At 75.3% G+C, this 18,677-nt stretch carries 18 protein-coding genes and 1 riboswitch; of the genes, 10 read left to right on the top strand and 8 right to left on the bottom strand.

Going from position 1 to position 18,677, the window contains the following annotated elements; translation table 11 throughout:
• Nucleotides 1–68 precede the first annotated feature (68 nt).
• Nucleotides 69–173: riboswitch (glycine riboswitch) on the bottom strand.
• A gap of 212 nt (nt 174–385) precedes the next feature.
• From GSF02_RS04630 to GSF02_RS04620, 3 genes are read left to right on the top strand one after another with little or no spacing between them, the layout of a single operon-like run.
• Entirely contained in the window at nt 386–1,351 is a 966-nt protein-coding gene (locus GSF02_RS04630) for a sensor domain-containing diguanylate cyclase (RefSeq protein ID WP_159793213.1), read from the top strand.
• Nucleotides 1,348–2,838 carry a glycosyltransferase family 2 protein gene (locus tag GSF02_RS04625; protein ID WP_235915366.1) on the top strand — a complete coding sequence of 497 codons (1,491 nt, stop codon included), beginning with the start codon at nt 1,348–1,350 and terminating at the stop codon, nt 2,836–2,838. The genes GSF02_RS04630 and GSF02_RS04625 overlap by 4 nt, the downstream gene beginning before the upstream one ends.
• A gap of 1 nt (nt 2,839) precedes the next feature.
• Entirely contained in the window at nt 2,840–3,055 is a 216-nt protein-coding gene (locus tag GSF02_RS04620; protein WP_159793211.1) for a hypothetical protein, read from the top strand.
• Between the two features lie 16 nt (nt 3,056–3,071).
• On the opposite strand, the gene GSF02_RS04615 is transcribed toward GSF02_RS04620, so the two are convergent.
• Nucleotides 3,072–4,523, bottom strand: a complete 1,452-nt coding sequence (locus tag GSF02_RS04615) for a lactate/malate family dehydrogenase (protein ID WP_159793209.1) — start codon at nt 4,521–4,523, stop codon at nt 3,072–3,074.
• A 40-nt stretch (nt 4,524–4,563) separates the two neighbouring features.
• Nucleotides 4,564–5,469, bottom strand: a complete 906-nt coding sequence (locus tag GSF02_RS04610) for a LysR family transcriptional regulator (RefSeq protein WP_159793207.1) — start codon at nt 5,467–5,469, stop codon at nt 4,564–4,566.
• Nucleotides 5,470–5,661: 192 nt separating this feature from the next.
• Between GSF02_RS04610 and GSF02_RS04605 the strand changes: the two genes are divergently transcribed.
• Nucleotides 5,662–5,958, top strand: a complete 297-nt coding sequence (locus GSF02_RS04605; RefSeq protein ID WP_159793205.1) for a CBU_0592 family membrane protein — start codon at nt 5,662–5,664, stop codon at nt 5,956–5,958.
• A 13-nt stretch (nt 5,959–5,971) separates the two neighbouring features.
• Here the strand turns inward: GSF02_RS04605 and GSF02_RS04600 are convergent, their stop codons facing one another.
• Nucleotides 5,972–6,472 (bottom strand): DUF6328 family protein, encoded by a 501-nt coding sequence (locus tag GSF02_RS04600; RefSeq protein ID WP_235915365.1) that lies wholly within the window; start codon nt 6,470–6,472, stop codon nt 5,972–5,974.
• Between the two features lie 178 nt (nt 6,473–6,650).
• Here GSF02_RS04600 and GSF02_RS04595 point away from each other — a divergent pair, with 178 nt between their 5' ends.
• The 4 genes from GSF02_RS04595 (at nt 6,651) to GSF02_RS04580 (ending at nt 11,332) form a co-directional block, all read left to right on the top strand.
• On the top strand, nt 6,651–8,102 hold the full coding sequence (locus GSF02_RS04595; protein ID WP_235915364.1) for an ABC transporter substrate-binding protein: 1,452 nt from the start codon (nt 6,651–6,653) through the stop codon (nt 8,100–8,102).
• Nucleotides 8,099–9,085: a carbohydrate ABC transporter permease gene (locus tag GSF02_RS04590; RefSeq protein ID WP_408003855.1), complete on the top strand. Its 987-nt coding sequence runs from the start codon at nt 8,099–8,101 to the stop codon at nt 9,083–9,085. Before GSF02_RS04595 ends, GSF02_RS04590 begins: the two co-directional genes overlap by 4 nt.
• A gap of 42 nt (nt 9,086–9,127) precedes the next feature.
• On the top strand, nt 9,128–10,051 hold the full coding sequence (locus GSF02_RS04585) for a carbohydrate ABC transporter permease (protein ID WP_159793201.1): 924 nt from the start codon (nt 9,128–9,130) through the stop codon (nt 10,049–10,051).
• 78 nt (nt 10,052–10,129) lie between these two features.
• The gene (locus GSF02_RS04580) at nt 10,130–11,332 is read left to right on the top strand and encodes a zinc-dependent alcohol dehydrogenase (RefSeq protein ID WP_159793199.1); all 1,203 of its coding nucleotides are present in this window, start codon (nt 10,130–10,132) and stop codon (nt 11,330–11,332) included.
• An 18-nt stretch (nt 11,333–11,350) separates the two neighbouring features.
• Here the strand turns inward: GSF02_RS04580 and GSF02_RS04575 are convergent, their stop codons facing one another.
• Together GSF02_RS04575 and GSF02_RS04570 are read right to left on the bottom strand one after the other, a co-directional pair.
• Nucleotides 11,351–12,253, bottom strand: coding sequence for an endonuclease/exonuclease/phosphatase family protein (locus tag GSF02_RS04575; protein WP_235915363.1), 903 nt, complete (start codon nt 12,251–12,253; stop codon nt 11,351–11,353).
• On the bottom strand, nt 12,250–13,083 hold the full coding sequence (locus tag GSF02_RS04570; protein ID WP_235915362.1) for an endonuclease/exonuclease/phosphatase family protein: 834 nt from the start codon (nt 13,081–13,083) through the stop codon (nt 12,250–12,252). The genes GSF02_RS04575 and GSF02_RS04570 overlap by 4 nt, the downstream gene beginning before the upstream one ends.
• Nucleotides 13,084–13,253: 170 nt before the next feature.
• On the opposite strand from GSF02_RS04570, the gene GSF02_RS04565 reads away from it, so the two are divergent.
• Entirely contained in the window at nt 13,254–13,853 is a 600-nt protein-coding gene (locus tag GSF02_RS04565; RefSeq protein WP_159793195.1) for a nucleotidyltransferase family protein, read from the top strand.
• A 69-nt stretch (nt 13,854–13,922) separates the two neighbouring features.
• Here GSF02_RS04565 and GSF02_RS04560 read toward each other — a convergent pair whose 3' ends face one another.
• Entirely contained in the window at nt 13,923–14,357 is a 435-nt protein-coding gene (locus GSF02_RS04560; RefSeq protein ID WP_235915361.1) for a DUF6098 family protein, read from the bottom strand.
• 208 nt (nt 14,358–14,565) lie between these two features.
• Nucleotides 14,566–15,435 (bottom strand): SDR family oxidoreductase, encoded by an 870-nt coding sequence (locus GSF02_RS04555; protein WP_159793193.1) that lies wholly within the window; start codon nt 15,433–15,435, stop codon nt 14,566–14,568.
• Between the two features lie 292 nt (nt 15,436–15,727).
• Here GSF02_RS04555 and GSF02_RS04550 point away from each other — a divergent pair, with 292 nt between their 5' ends.
• Nucleotides 15,728–16,414, top strand: a complete 687-nt coding sequence (locus GSF02_RS04550; RefSeq protein ID WP_159793191.1) for a PAS and ANTAR domain-containing protein — start codon at nt 15,728–15,730, stop codon at nt 16,412–16,414.
• 72 nt (nt 16,415–16,486) lie between these two features.
• Here the strand turns inward: GSF02_RS04550 and GSF02_RS04545 are convergent, their stop codons facing one another.
• Entirely contained in the window at nt 16,487–18,676 is a 2,190-nt protein-coding gene (locus GSF02_RS04545; RefSeq protein ID WP_159793189.1) for a beta-galactosidase, read from the bottom strand.
• Nucleotide 18,677: the final 1 nt, after the last annotated feature.

Here is an 18,677-nt window from a genome sequence, read left to right as displayed (position 1 = left end):
GGCTTGCACCGTCGGTGGGCCCGGCCGTCGCCCGTGGGGACGGCGGTCGGACCGCTTTCCAGAGTTGCCTCGCCGTGACGGTACGTGGGCCTGAGAGATTCCCGGGGAGGGTTTGCTCCTTCGGCGCCTGGGGCCCGCCGAGGCGGTCCGCAGGGCTCTCCCGTCATGGTTCGAGCGGCGTGTGTTGCGTTGTGGGCGCGAGTGTACCCGTCCGGGATGTCGCGCGGATCACGCCCCGGCGGGTGGGTCCGGGACCACGCGACGGTCGGTGTGACGCGGAGCACCGGGCGCGGGCGCCGGGCCCGCGTCATAGGACGGCGGCGCGCCGGTCCTCCCTGTCGTGGGGGGCGCCCGTCCGGTGCGCCCGGACGGAGGACCGACGACCATGACCGATCGACCGCAGCGGCGCCACGCCGCACGGGTCGTGCAGGACCCGCTGACCTCGCTGGTCGCGGCAGCCGAGCTGCTGCCCGTGGGCCTGCTCCTGCTGGACCGGTCGGGCCGCGTGCTGCGCGCCAACCCCGCCGGGGCGCGCGTGCTGGCGCTGCCGCTCGAGGACGTGGCCGGCGCCGACGCCGTCGTCCTGCTGGCCGAGGAGCCCGCCGGGCCCGCCGCGGGTGACCCAGCCTGGAGCCGCCCGCGCTGGCTCGAGCGGCACGACGGCACCGCGGTGTGCGTGCGGACCGTCGTCGCCCCGTGCCCGGAGGCCGCCGGGCCCCGCTACGTCGTGTGGGCGCAGGACGTGACAGCGCAGCAGCGCCACGAGGCGCGGCTGCGCCGCGAGGCGCTGAGCGACCCCAGCACGGGCGTGGCCAACCGGCGGTCGCTGGAGCGCAGCCTGCTCCACGAGCTGGGCCGCGCCCGCGCGGGCCACGGGCCGCTGGCCGTCCTGCTCGTCGACGTCGACCGGTTCAAGCAGGTCAACGACTCCCTGGGCCACCAGGCGGGCGACAGCGTCCTGACCGCCGTCGCCGACCGCCTGCGCCGCGCGGTGCGACCGACGGACCTGGTGGCCCGGCTCGGCGGCGACGAGTTCGTGCTGCTGTGCCCGGGGGCCGACGAGGCGACCGCGCGGGAGATCGCGGACCGGGTGACCGCCTCGGTGGCCGCCGAGCTGCACGTGGCCGGCCGCCGGGTGCGCCCCTCGGTCAGCGTGGGGCTCGCCGTCACGCAGGGCGACGAGGCGGTCGAGGCGGTCCTGGACCGCGCGGACGCCTCGATGTACCGGGCGAAGCGGGCGTCCCGCCCCGCGGCGCCCGAGCCCGACCTCGCGACCGTGCTCGCGAGCGCCCTCGACACGGCGTCCGACACCGTGCCCGGCACCGTGCCCGGCACCGCGAGCGCCTCGTGACCGGCCCGCACGGCCGCCGCGCCGTCCGCGCCGCGGCGTCCCGGGTCCTGCCGCGCGCCGTCGGCGTGCTCCTGCTGCTGCTCGTGGTGCTGGTCGCGCTGCTGCTGTGGTTCGTCGTGGCCCCCGCGGCCGAGCTGCGCGAAGACCCGCTGGCGTCGCGGATCCTCCTCGGCGTCTGGCGGGTGCTGTACGACACGACGGCGCCCTCGCTCGGCGTGGCGGCGACGGCGGTCGCCGTCGCGCTGCTCGCGGCCGCCTTCGTCGCGGCCGTCGAGAACCGGGCGGCGACGCGCGCCCGCACCTCCTACCGCGTCCGCACCCGCCCGCTGGCCGCGCGGGTGGTCATGGCGGAGACCCGGGGCGTGTACGCGGGCCCGGTCACCGTCACCGTGCTCATCCCGGCGCACGACGAGGCCGCGATCCTCGGGGACACCCTGCGCAGCCTGCTGGCCCAGTCCCCGGCGCCGCGGCGGGTCGTCGTGGTGGCCGACAACTGCACCGACGACACGGCGGCCGTGGCCCGCGCGCACGGCTGCGAGGTCTTCGAGACCGTGGGCAACACGCAGAAGAAGGCCGGCGCCCTCAACCAGGCGCTGCGCGAGGTCCTGCCCGGCCTCGGCGACAACGACGCCGTGCTGGTCATGGACGCCGACACGCAGCTCGACCCGGGCTACCTCGAGGCGGCGGTGCGCCGCATGACCGACGACCGCGCGCTCATGGCCGTCGGCGGCGTCTTCGCCGGGGAGGGTGGCCACGGCCTGCTGGGCCTGCTGCAGCGCAACGAGTACACCCGCTACGGCCGCGAGATCGCCCGCCGCCGGGGACGGGTGTTCGTGCTGACCGGCACGGCCAGCCTGTTCCGCCCCCGCGCCCTGCGGACCGTGGCCGCCGCCCGCGGGCGCACCATCCCCGGCACCCCGGGCGACGTCTACGACACCGCGGCGCTCACCGAGGACAACGAGCTGACCATCGCCCTCAAGTCGCTCGGCGCGCTCATGGTGTCCCCGGCCGAGTGCGCCGTGGTCACCGAGCTCATGCCCACGCTGCCCGCCCTGTGGGCGCAGCGGCTGCGGTGGCAGCGCGGCGCGCTGGAGAACATCGGCGCCTACGGCCTGACGGCCCAGACGTTCCGCTACTGGGCGCAGCAGTTCGCCCTCGGCTACGGCGGCGTGGCGCTCTCGTCCTACTTCCTGCTCGTCGGCGTGACGCTCCTGGCCATCGACCAGTGGGTCTGGTTCCCGTTCTGGCTCGGCCTCGGCGGCGTCTTCGCCGTCGAGCGGGTGGTGACGGTGTGGAGCGGCGGGTGGCGCGCGCGCCTGCTGGCCGCCGCCCTGCTGCCCGAGCTGCTCTACGACATGTTCCTCAACCTCGTGAACGTCCGCTCGGTCGTGGACATCACCCTCGGCCGCCAGGGCAGCTGGAACCACGTCCAGCACGCCCGGCACGAGGCCGAGTCCGCGCCCGCCACCGTCCCCGCAGGAGCCTGAGATGATCCAGTCCGTGCCCACCGGGGTGCTGCTGCCCACCGGCGTGCTGCACTCCCACGCCTTCGCCGTGCTGGCCACCTTCGTCGCGATCAACACGCTGGTCTACGTGGTGCTGGCGGCCGCCAAGGTGCTGCCCAAGGTCTACGTGCGCGACTGGCTGCCGCGGCGCCACCGCCGCCGGGAGACGCGCAGCATCCACCCGGACGGCCGGGTCTAGCGGCGCGCCGGGCGGCTCAGGCCGCGTCGACCTCCCGCGCCACGACGCCGCGCACCGCCGCCAGCCGCTCGAGCGTGCGGGTGATCTCCCGCGCGCGCCGGGCGCCGGCGCGGAACGTGAGCACCACCCTCCCGGCCCGGCCGGGAACGTCGGCCGGGGGCGTCACGAGGGCGGCGGCGGACGGCCCCGGGGCCGGCACCGAGGTCGGGGCGGGGGGCGGCGCCGTCGACGTCGCCAGCGACTCCACGCTCACCCCGCGGGCGGCGAACACGCCGGTCAGCATCGCCACCGTGCCCACCTCGTCGGCGGCGTGCAGCTCCACGGCCACCTCCCAGCGCGGCTCGGTGCCCGGGCGGAGGTCCGGCGGGGTGGCGGCGGCCTCGCCGACGACGGGGTCGGCGCCCGCGGCCGGCCGCACGCCGAGCCGCTCGAGCATGGCGTCGGTGCCCTGCCCCGAGGCGGCGAGCTGCCGGCGCTCGTCCTCCTCGAGCGGGTCGAGCACCACGCGCGACCAGCCCTCGGGGCCGAGGATCACCGGGACGCCCAGCACGTGCCCGGGCACGTCCACCTCGCCGTCGAGCGCCACCTGCCCGGCCACGACGATGTCGCGCCCGTCGAGCAGGGTGCGCACCAGGTCCACCGTGGCCGCGGCGGTCGCCGCCGCCGTCTTCGCCCCCGACTGGTGGGTCATCCACGGCCGGGTGATGACCCGCAGGTCCGGCGGCATGGCGTCCACCAGCGCGAACGCCTCGCCGACGTCGCGCACCGCCACCTCGTCGAGCAGCCGCTTGGCGTCGGCCACCTCCTGCGGCAGCACGTCGAGGGAGCGGCCGCGGCGCAGGTGCGCGACGGCGGCGCGCCGCTCGGCGGCGTCCAGGCCGGCGATCCGCACGGTCGACCACAGGGGCACCGCCCGCACCCCGTGCTCCCCGGCGGCGAACCCGCCCACGCGGTGCCGGCGCACCCCGAGCGAGACGGCGATCTCGCGCCGGAAGCGCAGCGTGTCGAGCCACGCACCCATGCCGATGACCCGGTGCCGGCCGAGGGCGTCGGCCATCACCGCGACGCCGAGCTCGACCGGGTTCGTCACGACGATGACCACCTCTTTGCCCGAGCCGTGGGCGGCCAGCGCCCGCGCGTAGGAGCGGAACACCTCGAGGTTGTCGGCGGCCAGCGCGGCGCGGTCGCTGTCGGCACCGGGCCGGGCGGGCGCCGTGCGCCCGGCCGTGGCGACGACGACGTCGGCCACGACGTCGTCGGGCGACAGCGCGACGTCGATCAGCGGCGCCCGCTCGTCGAACGCGTCGACGAGGTCCGCCCGCAGCCCGTAGGCGGCGCTGGCGGAGCTGCCGCCCGGCCGCCCCACGAGCTGGAGGCGCGAGGAAGGGGTCAGCAGCCCGCCGGCGATGAGCTGCGTGCACACCTGCCGGCCGACGTCCCCGGTGGCACCGAGCACTGCGACGTCCATGCCGCGAGCCTAACGACGGCTCGGCGGACGGGTCGGGCGGTCAGGCGAGCTCGAGGCGCTGGGCGATCTCCACCATGGTGTCGACGACGGCGCGCACGGCGGGGCTCGGCTCGTGGCGGGTGGCGCGGTGGCGCAGCATGAGGCGCCGCGAGCCGAGGCCCGCGAGGCGCACCACCTGCACGCCGTCGACCGAGTCGGCCTCGAGCGCCAGGGCGGGGAGCATCGCGACCCCCTGGCCGGCGGCGACGAGCGCGATCGCGGTGTCGAAGTCGTAGAACGAGTGGCGCGTGGTGAACGTGGTGCCCAGCGTGCGCGCGAGGCGCTGCAGGGCGCGGTCGGAGGCGGTGCCCGGCTCGCCCGCGACGAACGTCGCGTCCGCGAGGTCGTCCACCCGCTCGGGCGCCGGGTACCCGGCCGGCACGATGAGCCGCCACGGCTCGTCCAGCAGGGGCACGTCGTGCGAGCCGCGCGGGGCCGGGGCGTCCACGTCGGAGTCCCGCTCGAGCACCACGAGGTCGACGTCCCCGGCGCGCAGCATCCGCAGCGCCTCCGCGGGCTCGTGCTCCATCACCGAGATCTCGACGGCGGGGTAGCGCTCGGCGAGCTCGCCCAGCGCCGGGGCGACGACGGCGCGGATCGCCGTCTGGAACGAGCCGATCTTGACGGTGCCGCTCACGCCCTCGCCCAGGGCGGCGATCGCCTGGTGCGCCTCCACCAGCTCCGCCTCGATGCGCTCGGCCGCCTCCGCGAGCACCCGGCCGGCCGGCGTGAGGGTCACGCCGCGGGGCCCGCGGTCGAGCACGGGGAACCCCTCCTCGGCCTCCAGCCGCGCGATCTGCTGCGACACCGCCGACGGCGTGACGTGCAGCAGCTCGGCGGCCGCCAGGACGCCGCCGGCCCGGTGGACGGCGAGGAGGAACGACAGTCGACGAGGGTCTGTGGGCATACAGATATCCTAACTGTCCTTTACACGATCATTCGGTTGCACTGAACGCCCTGCGTGGTGTTTCATGAGGGCGCGCCACGACCGCCCGCAAGCAGCACGAGCAGCACGGCCCAGGGGCTCCATCGGCGCGAACCCACCCCCCTGCCCCCTCGGGCGCGCCTTCGCGCGCCTCCGTCGTGCCCGGAGTCCACCGTGTCGCTCGTCACTGTCATCACCGTCCTCGGCTGGGTCGGCGCCGTCGCCGGCATCGTCGCCTACGGCATGGTCAGCAAGGGTCGCTGGGGAGCCGGCTCCCTCGCGTTCCAGATCACCAACCTCGGCGGCGCGGTGCTGATGTTCCTCGTCGCCGCCGCGAACGGCGTCTGGCCCTCGGCCGCCGCCAACGTGGCGTGGATCGTCATCGGCGGGCAGGCCCTGACCACCATCCTGCGCGAGCGCGCCGCCCAGCGGCGCGCCGCCGAGCAGCGCGCCTTCGGCCTCGCCGCCTGACCCCTCGGGCGCGTCAGCCGCGCCGGCGGACCACCGACGGCACCGCGAGCCACAGCACCGCGAGCACCACCAGCGCCGCGGCGCCGACCACCAGGCCCGCGCCGCGGCCCACGACGACGTCGAACACCAGGCTCGTCGTCCCGGTCACCACCAGCGCGAGCAGCACGAGCGCCGCCCGCGTCATCCGGTCGGCCGCCGTGACGAGCTCGCGCTTGAGGTGCTTGCGGAACAGCGCCCGGTGCATCGACACCGGGGCGACGGCGAGCCCCGTGGTCGCCGCCGCGAGGATCACCAGCACGAGGTACAGGCGCACCTGGTAGCCGTCGAGCTCGCTGAACCGCTGCTGGAAGGGGAGCGTGAGCAGGAACCCGGTGAGGATCTGCACGCCGGTCTGCATCACGCGCAGCTCCTGCAGCAGCTCGTTCCAGTTCCGGTCGGAGCGCTGCGCCGGGGTCTCCGGCCGCTTGGCGGCGTCCTCGCCCGGCCGGGCCCCGGCCACCTGCTCGTCCGTCACGAGCGCCTCCCTCCGATCGCGGTCCCCGGCCGCGGCGCGCCCGGGTCGGCGCACGATCAGCCACCCGGCGCCCGCTCGCACCCCGAGAGCACTTCTCGTGCGGAACCGGACGGCGTGCCGCATGGTGAGCCGGTTGTCGGTCGCCTCATGCACCGACCTGTGCTCCAAGGAGGTCGTCGTGCCCGTTCACCAGCGTCAACACCCCCGGTCCGTCGCGCGCCGGGTGCCGGCCGCGGCGGCGAGCGCCGCGGCCGTCGCCCTGCTGCTCGGCGCGTGCGCCACCGGCACGGGCGGCGACGCGCAGACCACCGACGTCGACTTCAGTGCTACCCCGTCGCCGGGCAGCACGCTCGACGTGATGGGCTTCGGCACCGGGGACGAGATCGGCAAGGTGCGCCACGACCGCGCCGTCGAGGCGCTGGGCATCGACGTGAAGCTCTCCGAGGGCGCCCTCGACGCGCAGGCGTTCCTGTCCGCCGCGGCGTCCGGCAACCCGCCGGACCTCGTCTACGCCGACCGCACCCAGATCGGCACGTTCGCCTCGCGCGGCGCGATCCTGCCGCTGTCCGCCTGCATCGACGCCCAGGGCATCGACACCGACGCCTACGTCGACTCCGCCCTCGAGCAGGTCACCTTCGACGGCGAGGTCTACGGGATCCCGGAGTTCAACCAGGTCCAGGTGACCATGGCCAACGCCGACCTGCTCGCCCAGGCGGGGCTCGACATCTCGGCCGTCGACGGCTCGGACCCCGACGCCGCCCTGGCCGCGGCCGAGGCGATGACGCGCACCGACGGCGGCAAGCTCTCGGTGATCGGGTTCGACTCCAAGCTGCCGGAGTTCCTGCCGCTGTGGGCCAAGGGCCGCGACGCCGACCTGCTCTCCGCCGACGGGCGCACCGCCCAGCTCGACGACCCCGAGGTGGTCACCGCGCTCGAGAAGGCCGTGGCCGTCTACGACGCCCAGGGCGGCTTCCCGGCGGTCAAGACCTACCGCGACTCGGCCGACTTCTTCGGCGCGGGCAACCAGTTCGCCACGAACGTGCTCGGCGCGATGCCCATGGAGCAGTGGTACGTCAACGTCCTCAACGAGAGCTCGCCCGAGGCGCCGATGGCGTTCGGGCCGTTCCGGGGCACGGACGGCGAGGTGCTCGCCTTCGCCACCGGCTCGGCCTGGGCCATCCCCGCCGACGCCGACGACCCGGCCGCGGCCTGCGCGTACGCGGCCCGCATGACCGAGACCGACGCGTGGATGGCCGCGGCGAAGGCGCGCGCCGACGCCCGCGCGGCCGACGGCCTGGTGTTCACCGGCGTGCTGACCGGCAACGAGGAGGCCGACGCCAAGATCCGCTCCGAGCTGGTCCCGGCCGACGCCCCGCAGCCGTGGGCCGACGCCATCGACGCCGTCTACGCGGCCAACGACCATGCGTTCGCGCTGCCCGCCAACCCCGCGGACAACGAGTTCAAGCAGGCGTGGCAGGACGCGGTCAACCGGGTGCTCAACGGCCAGCAGGAGCCGAAGGAGGCGCTGGCCCAGGCGCAGCAGGAGGCCCAGGCCGCGCTCGACGAGGCCTGGCAGAAGTGGGACGACGAGCAGGCCGACGGCGGATCGGCCGACCAGGACGCGCAGTGAGCACCGTGCCGGGCGCGGTGGTGCCGGGGCTGCCCACGCGCCCCGGCACCACCCGCGCCGGCCGCGCCCCGCGCGGCCGGCTCACCGCCCGCGCGCGGCACGAGCGCAACGCCGGCCTGGCGTTCGTCAGCCCGTGGGTCGTGGGGTTCCTGGTCTTCACCGCCTGGCCGATCCTCTACAGCCTGTACCTGTCGCTGACCGACTACGACGTGCTCAACGACCCCACGTTCGTGGGGCTCGACAACTACCGCCGGATGGCGGCGGACCCGCAGGTGCGCCTCGCGCTGTGGAACACGCTGCAGTACACGGTGCTGCAGGTGCCGCTCTACGTGGTCGTCGCGCTGGCGCTGGCGCTCCTGCTGCACCAGGCCGGGCGCGCCCGCGGGTTCTTCCGCACCGCGTTCTTCGTGCCGAAGATGACCCCGCCGGTCGCCGTCGGCGTGCTGCTGCTGATGCTGTTCAACGGCCAGTACGGCCTGGTCAACAAGGTGCTGGCGGTCTTCGGGATCGACGGGCCGAGCTGGACCACGGACCCGGTGTGGATCAAGCCGGGCCTGGCGCTGGTGAGCCTGTGGGGCGTCGGGTCGGCGGTGGTCATCCTGCTGGCCGCGCTGCAGGACGTGCCCCAGGACCTGCACGACGCCGCCCGCGTCGACGGGGCGGGCTGGTGGCGGCGCACCTGGACCATCACGCTGCCGATGATCAGCGGCGCGCTGTTCTTCGTCACGGTGGTCAACACGATCGCGGCGTTCCAGATGTTCACCGAGGCCTACTCCGCCTACTTCGGGGCGGGCAACTCGACGTACTCCAACGACGCCGCGCTGTTCTACGTCATCTACCTGTTCCGCGAGGGCTTCCAGGAGCTGCACATGGGCTACGCCTCGGCGCTGGCCTGGCTGCTGTTCGTCATCATCATGCTGGTCACGGCGGTGCAGCTGCTCGTCTCGCGCCGGCTCGTCTACTACGAGGGGGATCAGCGATGAGCGCGGAAGGGACCGAGCGATGACCGCGGAAGGGACCGAGCGATGAGCGCTCCGGCCACCGGCACGACGACGGTGCCGGCCGCCGCCGCGAGCGTCCCGATGCCCCCGCCCCGCGCCGTCCGCGGCGACGACCGGCGCCGGCGCCGCTGGCTGCGCGGCGTCGTCGTCGCGGCGCTCGTGGCCCTCACGGTGGTGTTCGTCTACCCGCTGGTGTGGCTGCTGTCGGCGTCGTTCAAGCCGCGATCGGAGGTCTTCGACAACCGGCTGGTCCCGGCGCACCCGACGCTGCAGAACTACCTGACCGTGTGGGAGTCGGCGCCCCTGGCGCTGTGGCTCGGCAACACGCTGGTCGTCACCGCGCTGGCCGCCACCGCGGTCACGGTGTCCAGCGCCCTGGTGGCCTGGGGCTTCGCCCACTACCGGTTCCGCGCTCGCGGACCGCTGTTCGGCCTCGTGCTGGCCACGATGATGCTGCCCGGCGCGGTGACGCTGATCCCGACCTTCCTCATCTGGAACCAGCTCGGGCTGGTCGGCACCCACGTGCCGCTGTGGGCCGGCAACCTCTTCGGCAGCGCCTTCTACATCTTCCTGCTGCGGCAGTTCTTCCTGGGCCTGCCCCGCGAGCCGTTCGAGGCCGCCCGCCTCGACGGCGCGAGCGAGTGGACGCTGTTCTGGCGGATCGCGGTGCCGCTGTGCAAGCCCGCGATGGTGCTGACGTTCCTGTTCGAGGCGCAGGCGTCGTGGACCGACCTCATGCGCCCCCTCGTCTACCTGCAGGACAGCGCGACGTTCACGGTCCCGCGCGGGCTCAAGGCCGTCATCGACCAGTTCGGTCCCGGCGGGGAGTCCCAGTGGGAGGTCGTGGTCACCGCCTCGGTGATCACCACGGTGCCGATGATCCTGCTGTTCTTCGCGGGCCAGCGGTACTTCGTCCAGGGCATCTCCACCACGGGGTCCAAGGGCTGAGGCCGAGGCCGAGGCCGAGGCCGAGGCCAGGGCAAGGTCCCGCCCGTCCACCCCGCAGCACCCGAAGGAGCGAACGCCGTGCGAGCTCTCACCTGGCGCAAGCGCCAGACCGTCACCGTCGAGGACGTGCCCGACCCGCAGGTCCTCGAGCCCACCGACGCGGTCGTGCGCGTCACCTCCACCGCGATCTGCGGCTCCGACCTGCACCTGTACGGCGTGCTGGGCATGTTCATGGATCCCGGCGACGTCATCGGCCACGAGGCCATGGGCGTGGTCGAGGAGGTCGGGCACGAGGCGGCCGGCCGGCTGCGCGTCGGCGACCGCGTCGTCGTGCCCTTCAACATCTCCTGCGGCCACTGCTGGATGTGCACCCGCGGGCTGCAGTCGCAGTGCGAGACCACCCAGGTCCGCGCGCACGGCAAGGGCGGCGCGCTGTTCGGCTACACCCGCCTGTACGGCTCGGTGCCCGGCGGGCAGGCCCAGTACCTGCGCGTGCCGCAGGCGCAGTACGGCCCGATCGTCGTGCCCGACGACGGCGAGCCGGACGAGCGCTACCTGTACCTGTCCGACGTGCTGCCCACCGCGTGGCAGGCGGTCGCGCACGCCGAGGTGCCGCCCGGCGGCACGCTCGCCGTGCTGGGCCTGGGGCCCGTCGGGCAGATGACCGCCCGGATCGCGCTGCAGCGCGGCGCGGGCCGGGTCATCGGCGTCGACCTGGTGCCCGAGCGCCTCGCCATGGCGGCGCGGCACGGCGTCGAGGTGCTCGACGCCTCGCACGCCGGCGACGGCGACGTGGCCGACGCGGTCCGGTCCAGCACCGGCGGGCGCGGCGCGGACGCCGTCGTCGACGCCGTCGGCATGGAGGCGCACGGCTCGCCGCTCGCCGAGATGTCGCAGAAGGCCGTCGGGTTCCTGCCCGACGCCGTGGCCGCGCCGCTCGCCGAGCGGGCCGCCACCGACCGGCTCGCCGCGCTGTACACGGCGATCGACGCGGCGCGCCGGGGCGGCACGGTGGTGCTGTCCGGCGTCTACGGCGGGGCCAAGGACCCGCTGCCGCTCCTGGAGCTGTTCGACAAGCAGCTCACGGTGCGGATGGGCCAGGCCAACGTGCGCCGCTGGACCGACGAGATCCTGCCGCTGGTGACCGACCCGGCCGACCCGCTCGGCGTGCTCGACCTGCGCACGCACCGCCTGCCGCTGGAGCAGGCGCCGGAGGCCTACCGGATGTTCCAGCACAAGGAGGACGGCTGCATCAAGGTGGTGCTCGACCCCTGGGCGTGAGCGGCGCGCCCGGGGCCCTCACGCCCCGGGCGCGCTCCCGCCGCCGGTGAGCTCGACGTCGACGACGACGGCGAGGTGGTCGCTCAGCCCGAGATCGACGGCGCGCGCCGGCCCCGGCGCCCGCACCGCGCCGTCGAGCAGCACGTGGTCGATGGTGCTGCGCGGGCGGCGCCGGGGGAAGGTCGGCGTCGCGACGGCGTCCCGCCACCCCGTGCGCCGCGCGGGCAGGTCCCCGGGGATGTTGAGGTCGCCGAGCAGCACCAGCGGCCGCGGCGCGCCCCGCAGCCGGCGGGCGAGCCAGCGCAGCTGCAGCCGGTTCCAGCGCCGCCACGACGACAGGTGGGTGTTCACCACGGTGAGCGGCCCCTGCGGCGTCTCGACGACGGCGGCCAGCGCGACCCGCGGCTCGTCCGCGCCGAGCCGCAGCCGGCCGAGCAGCCACGGCGTGCCCACCGGCAGGCGCAGCCGGCGCCACGCCCCCACCGGGAGCCGCGTCAGCAGCGCGATGCCGTAGCCGGGGACGTCGGCGGGCTCGTCGCCGCGCGCCCGGCGGGTCGCCCGGCCGGCGTCGAGCAGCCCGCGCACGACGGCGGCGCCCGGCCGCGCCCGGTGGCCCGGGCCCCGTCCGCCCGTCAGCGCCGCGACCAGCGTCGGTGCGCCCACCTGGCCCGCGAGCGCCGGGACGAAGCGGTGGTCGTGCGCGCCGAGCGCGTCGGCCACGGCGCGCACGAGGTCCGCGCCGCCGGAGCGGGCCTGGCCGCGGTCGACCTCCTGCAGCGCCACGACGTCGGCGTCGAGCGCGGCGACCGCACGCGCGAGCCGGTCGGCGTCGGTGCGCCCGTCGTCGCCCCGGCCGTGCTGGACGTTGAACGTCACGAGCCGGACCACGCCGTCGGCCCGGCGGCGCGGCTCCGCGGTCACGCGCTCGCCCCGCGCACGCCGCGCCGGGCGCTCGCGGCGGCCTCAGGACCGCAGACGACCTGGGCCACGAGCGCGCGGTGGTCCGACGTGCCGGTGTGCACGGCGCCGCCGGGGGCGACGGCGTGCACGTCCCCGCTGCCGAGGATGTGGTCGATCTGGTGCTGCGGCTCTTCGAGCGGGAACGTGGCGTCCTGCGCGAGCGGGCGCCAGCCGGTGAGCCGGGACGGCAGCGGGCCGCGCAGGTTGAGGTCGCCCATCACCACCATCGGCCGCGTCAGGGACCGGCACGACCACCACAGGCGGCGCAGCTGCGCGGCGTTCCAGCCGGGCAGGAACGTCAGATGTGTGGAGACCACCGTCAGCGGGCCACCCGGCACGTCGACCAGGGCCGCGAGCGCCGCCCGCGGCTCGTCCCGGACCAGGACCGGGGGCTTGTCCCTGAGCAGCAGCGGCCACCGGACCGGCAGCGCGGGCAGCGCCATCTTGCGCCACCGCAGCACGGGGTAGCGGCTGACGATCGCGATGCCGTACTCCGCGGCGCCGGGCTGGCGGTCGCCCGTGGCGCGCGTCCACACGCCGGGCTCGCCCCGCAGCGTGGCGGCGAACCGGTGGTCGGTGGCGCCCATGGCCTCCGCCGCGACGGCGGTGAGGTCGGCGCCCGTGGAGCGCGGCTGGTCGCGGTCCACCTCCTGCAGCGCCAGGACGTCGGCGTCGAGGCCGGCGACGGCGTCGGCGAAGCGGTCGACGTCCACCTCGCCGTCGGACAGCGACCGGCCGTGCAGGATGTTGAACGTCGCGAGCCGCAGCGCGCCTGGTCCGGGATCCGTCACCCGCACGATTGTGTGCCGGGGCGGGGAGGGTCGCACCCGCTCGGGCCGCCGGGGCACGCGGCCGGAGCGCCGCGCCGTGGCGCCGCCCGGCCCCGCGACCTGCGCACCCGCCCCGAGCGGCGCGCGAGCTCCGGGCATCCGGGGCAGCATGAGGCGATGGAGGAGGCCGCATGACCCTGCTGACCGAGGACCAGCGCGACGACCTGCGCGACGCGGTGCGCCTGAGCGCCGTGGCGCTGCGGGAGGCCGGCGTCCCGTACGCCCTGTGCGGCGGGTACGCGGCGTTCGCCCGCGGCGGTCCGGAGCCGCACCACGACGTCGACTTCGTCGTGCGCCCCGAGGACGCCGGCCGGGCCCGGGAGGCCCTCGCCCAGGCCGGCCTCGAGCTGCGCGAGCCGGCGGAGGACTGGCTGTTCAAGGCCTACCACCACGGCGCGCTGGTCGACGTCATCTACGTGCTCGGCGGCGAGCCGGTGGGCGAGCGGGTGCTCGGGGCGGTCGACACGATCGAGGTGCTCGCCGTACGCATGCCCGTGCTGAGCGCCACCGAGATCGTGGCGTCGAAGATGCGCGCGCTCGCGGAGCACGACTGCAACTTCAGCCTCCTGCTGCCGATCGTGCGCGCGCTGCGCGAGCAGGTGGACTGGGCCGAGGTGCGCCGCCGCGTGGACGGCAACCCGTACGCCGAGGCCTTCCTCTACCTCACCGACCGGCTCGGGGTGACGGCGCTGCCCGTCCCGGCCGCCCACGGCGCCGAGGCGCAGGGCTGACGCGCCGGAGGCGGGGGACGGGAGGGCCCGCCCCCCGTCCCCCGCCTCCCGGGCCGCCGGCAGGACTCGTCAGGTGCCGTCCTCGCTGACGTCGAAGACCTCCTCGTAGAGGTCCCGCGCCGCCCGCACCACGTGGTCGGGGATCGCCGCGACCGGCTGCACGTCGCCGATGAGCGGCTCGCAGTCGGGGCCGCGGCCCACGACCTCGCCGGTGAGCACCCAGGCGAACCGCTCGTCCTGGCGCAGGTGCGCGTACTGCATGACCTGCCGGGCCACCCAGTGGACGGCGGGCCGGTCGAACCACGGCTCGGGGTCCAGCGGGTTGGCCGAGAGCCCGGGCAGCATGCAGCCCGACTCGTGGTCCCGGCTGCGGCCCGCCGCGTCCACCTTCGGACCGGTGCTGAACCGCACGTACAGCGGGGTCCGGCTGCGCGCCAGCTCCGCCAGCTCCTCGAGGGACTGCACCTCCGGCAGGTCGTCCGGCCCGGTGGGGCGTCGGCTCACGGGCACCTCGTCGCCCGTCCGTCCCGATTCCTGGGTCGATTCCTGGGTCATCGTCATCGCCGCCTCCGTCGTCGCTCGCCTCCGCTCCTGCCCGCCGCCCCCGCCGACGGTCCGCTCATCGCACCACCGCGGGTCGCTGCACGCACGACGGTGCCCGCACCCCGGCGTCCGCGGCGCGCCGGCGGACGACGGCGCCGCCGGGCGCGGGTCAGAAGACGGGCTTGCCGCCCGTCACGCCGAGCACCGTGCCCGAGACGTAGGAGGCGGTGACGTTCGAGGCGAGGAACACGAACGCCGGCGCGAGCTCGGCGGGCTGCCCGGCGCGCCCGAGCGGGGTGTCGGAGCCGAACTTCTCCAGCTTCTCCGTCCCCTGGGTGGCGGGCTGCAGCGGCGTCCAGATCGGGCCGGGCGCCACCGCGTTGACGCGGATGCCGCGCGCGCCCACCTCGGCCGCGAGGTTCACCGTGAAGTTGGTGATGGCCGCCTTGGTCGAGGCGTAGTCGAGCAGCGAGGTGGAGGGCTCGTACGCCTGGATCGAGGCGTTGTTGATGATCGCCCCGCCCTCGCCGATGTGGGTCAGCGCCTGCTGGGTGATCCAGAACAGCGCGTACAGGTTGGTCTTGAAGGTGCGGTCCAGCTCGTCGGTGGTGATGTCCGCGATGGACTCGCGCCGCGCGTACTGGAAGCCGGCGTTGTTGACCAGCACGTCCAGGCCGCCGAGCTCGGCCGCGGCCCGGTCGACGATGCCGCGCGCCGTCTGCTCCTCGCGGATGTCGCCGGGCAGCAGCACCGCCTTGCGGCCGGCCTCCTCGACCCAGCGCGCGGTCTCCTCGGCGTCCTGCTGCTCCTGCGGCAGGTAGCCGATCGCGACGTCGGCGCCCTCGCGGGCGAACGCGATCGCCACGGCGCGGCCGATGCCGGAGTCGCCGCCCGTGACCAGGGCGCGCGACCCGGTCAGCTTGCCGGAGCCCTCGTAGCTGGACTCGCCGTGGTCGGGCCGGGGCGTCATGGGCTCGGTGAGGCCCGGAGGCTCCTGCTGCTGGGCGGGGAATCCTGCGGTCTCGGGCTGCTCGGACATGAACGTGACCTCCGCGCGTGTCGGTGGTGGGGACGCGGGCCGACGACGGACCCGTGCCCGTCAACGTAGGCAGCCGTCGCGGCGCTCGCACGCGGCCCGGCGTCGCTTGCGTTCGCGCGATCCGCCCGGACCTGATCTGCTGGGGCGATGTGCGTTCGACGTGCCGACCTGCTGAGGTGCACCTAGTGTGCCCTTCGCGCGCAGCCGTCCCGGACTGGCGCACCGTGCCGGGCTCCGCCCGCATCCGAGGTCGAGCAGACGGCCTCGACGCCGCCCTGACCAGGGAGACGACATGACCGAGAGTGCACCTTTCGACCATGCGCTCGAGGCCGCGCTGGGCGCGGGCGAGCGCCCGCCGGTGGGCCGGTACCGGCTGGACCTCGCGACCGGCAGGTGGGCCTGGTCGGACGAGGTCTACGTGATGCACGGCTTCAAGCCGGGCGAGATCGTGCCGACCACCGAGCTCATGCTCTCCCACAAGCACCCGGACGACCGCGAGCGCGTGGACGGGATCCTGCACGACGCCGCGCGCACCGGCGAGGCGTTCAGCTCGGTCCACCGCATCTTCGACGCCCACGGCACGGTCCGTACGCTCGCCGTCACCGGCCAGGGCCGCCGGGACCCGGAGACGGGCGAGGTCTGCGAGCTGATCGGCTACTTCATCGACGTCACCGAGGCGCAGAAGGAGGTCGCGCAGCGCGAGGCGACGCGGTCCATCCGCGCCTCGGCCGAGCGGCGGGCGGCGATCGAGCAGGCCAAGGGCGTGCTCATGGTGGCGTTCAGCACGGACGCCGAGGAGGCGTTCGAGCACCTGCGGCACGCGTCCAACCTGGCGAACGTCCCGGTGCGGGACCTCGCCTCGTGGCTCGTGCACTGGTTCAGCCGGCCCGGCCTGACGGCGTTCCCCTCCGCGGACGAGATCAAGGGCTTCCTCGCGGCGCCGCTGCCGCCGGAGGACCCCCAGCTCATGGTCGGCTGAGCGCACCGGCGAGCACGAGGAGGGCCGGCGCACCCGCGGGTACGCCGGCCCTCGTCGTCGGGCGGCCGGGCCTCAGCCCCGCGCCGGCTCCGTGACCGCGAGCACGCGCACGTCCCACGGGCCGAGCTCGAGGACCTCCCCCGCTGCCCAGACCCGGTCGCCGGCCACCTCGGCGGCCGCCTCGGGCAGGGTGAAGGTGGACGGCGTCCACGACCAGTTGTGCACGAAGCGCAGGTGCTCGCCGTGGCGGTTGCGCGCGCCGGTCACGGTCTGGGTGCCGGCCTGCGGCCGCCACCCGGCGGCGCCGTCCGGCCCCGCCGCCCAGCCCAGCACCGCCGCGGCGAGGCCCGGCGAGGGCACCGTGCCGACCACGGTGACCCGCCCGCTGCCGACGGCCCGGGTCGTCACCGCGGCGAACCGCCCGAAGTGCGGGTGGTCGTAGCCGGCGAGCACCTCGGAGCCGTCGGCCTGCAGCCCGTCGACCCACCACTGCCCCGCGGCGTCGTCGGGCAGCGACAGCGCCGCGCTGCCGTGCACGGGGACGGGCTGGTCCACGGTGGAGAACTCGTCGTACCAGGTGCCGGCGGCCTCGGCCAGGTGCGCGGGCTTGCGCTCGAGCCGCGCTCTGGCCTCCTGGTCCTCGTAGCCCGTCCGCACCCCGACCACGAGGTGGCCGCCCGCCTCGGCGTACCGCCGCAGCCAGGTCAGCGTCGCGTCGTCGAGGATGGTCAGCGCCGCGGCGACCAGGACCGGGTGCTGCGCGGCGAACACCGCCGGGTCCTGGGCGGCCAGGCCACCGGCGTGCACGACGCGGGACGAGAGCCCGGCCTCGAAGGCGCCGCGCAGGTAGGCGTCCACGGTCGTCTGGAAGGTGCGGTCGTGACGCCCGGTGCCGCCGCCGAAGGCGGGGTGCTCGGTCAGCGCCCACTTCGAGGCGTTGTCCCACACCACGGTGACGTCGTGGTCGGGCGTGAGGCCAGCCACCCGGTCGCCCGCAGCGGCCAGCTCGGCCCCGAGGGCCGCCACCTGCCGGTAGACCCGGCCCGGCTCGAGGCTGTGCGGCAGCACCCCGCCCCAGTACGTCTCGGCGCCGTAGTGCAGCGTGTGCCAGTGCCAGTACTCGATCATCGTCGCGCCGCGGGAGATCAGCGCCCACGCCGCCTGGCGCCACTGGCCGTCGTACGCCGGCTCGTTCTGCCACGGCGCGCCGATGGCCGTCGCGTCCGTCTCGGTCACCAGGAACGGCTCCTGGCGCGAGCCGTACATCCGGTCGGCCGTGGCGTACAGCGCCCAGGTGCCCTGCGTCGTCCAGTGCTGCTGCGCGCCGTCCGGCGTCGGCAGGGCCAGGTGGTCCTGCATCCGGTAGTAGGCGTTGCCGCTGGTGACGTCGAGGCGCGCCGCCACGGCCTCGTCCTGCAGGGTCGGGCGCTCGTAGGCGAAGCAGGTGGTGACGAACTGGTCGTCGCGGGCGTACTCGCGCACGATGTCGGCCTGCCAGCCGATGAAGTCGGTGGTCAGCGTGGCCTGGAACCTCCGCCACGCCAGCGCGTACTGGGGCTGGGCGTTCATGTCGGGCGTCCACAGGTCGGCCCACGTGGACAGCCGGTGCGACCAGTAGGTCAGCCCCCACTCGCGGTTGATCGTCTCGACGTCGCCGTAGGTGCGGCGCAGGTGGTCGACGAAGCGCTGGAACACCTGGGGGTTGTAGAAGATCTCGTTGCCCGGCTCGTTGTCGACCTGGTAGCCGATGACGGCGGGGTGGCCGGCGTAGCGCTCGACCACCCGGCGGACCACGCGCTCGGCGTGGAAGAGGAACGCGGGGTGGGAGTAGTCGATCTCCTGCCGGGCGCCCCAGCCCATCGGCTGGCCGGTCCGGCGGTGGACGTTGATCTCCGGGTAGCGGCGGGCCAGCCAGGGCGGCGCCGCGTAGGTGGGCGTGCCGAGCACGACGCGGATGCCGCGCTCGTGGGCGCCGTCGAGCACGGGCTGCAGCCAGTCGAGGTCGAACCGCCCGTCCTCCGGCTCCCAGGTGGACCACACCGACTCGCCGACGCGGATGACGCTGAAGCCGGCCTCGCGCATGAGGTCGAGGTCCTGCTCGAGCCGCGGGACCGGCTGGTACTCGGCGTAGTAGGCGGCCCCGAACAGCACCCGGTCGGTCAGCCCCGGGTACCGCTCGGTCACCGACGTCGGCCGGGTGCCTCCGGGGGCACCGGGGGCACCGGGCGCCTCGGGCTGGGTGGGGGTGGGCTCGCTGGGCATG

It is taken from the genome of Puerhibacterium puerhi, from assembly GCF_009846865.1.
GTDB classification, from domain to species: Bacteria; Actinomycetota; Actinomycetes; order Actinomycetales; family Cellulomonadaceae; genus Puerhibacterium; species Puerhibacterium puerhi.
Note: the sequence above shows the minus strand (reverse complement) of the source record. Positions and strands in the feature narration are given on the sequence as shown.